Annotated in this window: 4 protein-coding genes; all 4 read right to left on the minus strand. The window is 61.8% G+C overall.

Annotated elements, in window-relative coordinates:
- Positions 1-79: 79 nt before the first annotated feature.
- The 4 genes from QMX98_RS34350 to ureA are packed head-to-tail and all read right to left on the minus strand — an operon-like array spanning position 80 to position 1,770.
- The gene (locus tag QMX98_RS34350) at positions 80-385 is read right to left on the minus strand and encodes an urease subunit beta (RefSeq protein ID WP_008146494.1); all 306 of its coding nucleotides are present in this window, start codon (positions 383-385) and stop codon (positions 80-82) included.
- Positions 385-918, minus strand: coding sequence for a GNAT family N-acetyltransferase (locus tag QMX98_RS34355; protein ID WP_010464097.1), 534 nt, complete (start codon positions 916-918; stop codon positions 385-387). Before QMX98_RS34355 ends, QMX98_RS34350 begins: the two co-directional genes overlap by 1 nt.
- Before the next feature lie 6 nt (positions 919-924).
- On the minus strand, positions 925-1,458 hold the full coding sequence (locus QMX98_RS34360; protein ID WP_010464096.1) for a GNAT family N-acetyltransferase: 534 nt from the start codon (positions 1,456-1,458) through the stop codon (positions 925-927).
- Between the two features lie 9 nt (positions 1,459-1,467).
- Entirely contained in the window at positions 1,468-1,770 is a 303-nt protein-coding gene (ureA, locus tag QMX98_RS34365; protein WP_007907366.1) for an urease subunit gamma, read from the minus strand.
- Positions 1,771-1,892: the final 122 nt, after the last annotated feature.

Consider the following 1,892-nt stretch of genomic DNA (forward strand, 5'->3'; position numbering starts at 1 on the left):
GGCTCGCTCCCACAGGGGAATGCGATCAACTGTGGGAGCGAGCCTGCTCGCGATGGGGGCGGTGCAGACACCGCATTCCTTAGAGGTCACCCATGATCCTGCCGGCAAACCCGAACACCCGACGATGCCCGGCCAGGTCCACCAGCTCGACCTCGCGACTCTGTCCCGGCTCGAAGCGCACGGCGGTGCCGGCGGGGATGTTCAGGCGCATGCCGCGACTGGCGGCGCGGTCGAAGGTCAAGGCGTCGTTGGTTTCGAAGAAGTGGTAGTGCGAGCCGACCTGGATCGGCCGGTCGCCACTGTTGGCCACTTTCAGGCTGACAGTGCGACGGCCAACGTTGAGTTCGATGTCGCCGGGCTGGATCTGGTATTCACCGGGAATCATCAGTGGGCTCCCTGAAGAATCTTGTAGTAGAGGGCGGTCGGTTTGTACTGGCCGCTCGGGTCGCAGGCGTAATCAGGGATTTGACCTGCCTTGGTGTAACCCAGGGCCTTGTAGAAGTCTTCGGCGGGGGAGCCGGCTTCGGTGTCGAGGTAAAGCATGCCGCGTTTGTGCTGGAGCGCGGCCTGTTCCAGCGCGCTCATCAATTGTTGGCCCAGGCCCCGGCGGCGCGCATGTTCGCGCACCAGCAGTTTCTGCACTTCGGCACGGTTCAGGCCGTTGGCTTTCTGGCACAGGGTCAGTTGCACGCTGGCCTGCACTTGCTCGTCCTTGACCACCACCCACAGCAGTACGTTGCCCTTGTTCAGGTTGTCCTGAACCTCATCGAAATAGGCGCGGGCCTGAGTGGCGTCCAGATTGGCCATGAACCCGACACTGGCGCCATAGCCGACGGCGTCGAGCAGCAAATCAATCAAACCCTGACGATAGTGCGCAAAGCTTTCAACATTGACGCGGCGCAGTTGGGCAGCGTTCATCGGCAATTACTCCTTGTTGGCGGGCGGCGGCTCCGCGCCAGGATTGAGGGTCAGTTGCATGAAGGTCAGGTCCAGCCAGCGGCCGAACTTGGTGCCCACCTGCGGCATTTGCCCGGTGGTCACGAAACCGGCCCGTTCATGCAAACGGATGGAAGCGGCATTGCCGCTTTCGATGGCAGCGACCATGACATGTTTGTCGCAGTCTTTGGCGCGCTCGATCAGCACCGTCATCAATTGCGGGCCGAGACCGTTGCCACGCTGGTCGCTACGCACGTAGACCGAGTGCTCGACGGTGTGGCGGAAACCGTCGAACGGCCGCCAGTCACCAAATGAAGCGTAGCCCAGCACACTGTTATCGCCGTCCACGATCACCAGGATCGGATAACCCTGGGCTTGCCGGGCGCTGAACCATGCCTGACGGTTGCCCAGGTCCACGGCCTGTTCGTTCCAGATCGCCGTGGTGTTGAGCACGGCGTCGTTGTAGATGTCGCGGATCGCCGGCAGATCGGCGTGCAGCGCGTCGCGGATGTGATAGGTCATGACGCGTCCTCAGGCGATGGGTTGGTGAACGGTGACCAGTTTGGTGCCGTCGGGGAACGTCGCTTCGACCTGGATCTCCGGGATCATTTCCGGGATGCCTTCCATCACTTGTTCGCGGCTGAGCAGGGTGGTGCCGAAGTGCATCAGTTCGGCCACGGTCTGGCCGTCACGCGCGCCTTCGAGCAGCGCAGCGGAGATGTAGGCCATGGCTTCCGGGTAATTGAGTTTCACGCCGCGCGCCAAACGCCGCTCGGCCACGAGGCCTGCGGTGAAGATCAGCAGCTTGTCTTTTTCGCGTGGGGTCAGGTCCATCGTTTGGAATCCATCAGGGCAGTTAAAAAGGTCATTGGAACTGTGAGTACAAACCTTGTGGGAGCGAGCCTGCTCGCGAAGGCGGCGGGCCAATCAGCATCTATGTTGAATGACACCGCGCC

Origin of the sequence: Pseudomonas sp. PS02303, from assembly GCF_029959925.1 — a bacterium.
Classification (GTDB): Bacteria; Pseudomonadota; Gammaproteobacteria; order Pseudomonadales; family Pseudomonadaceae; genus Aquipseudomonas; species Aquipseudomonas mandelii.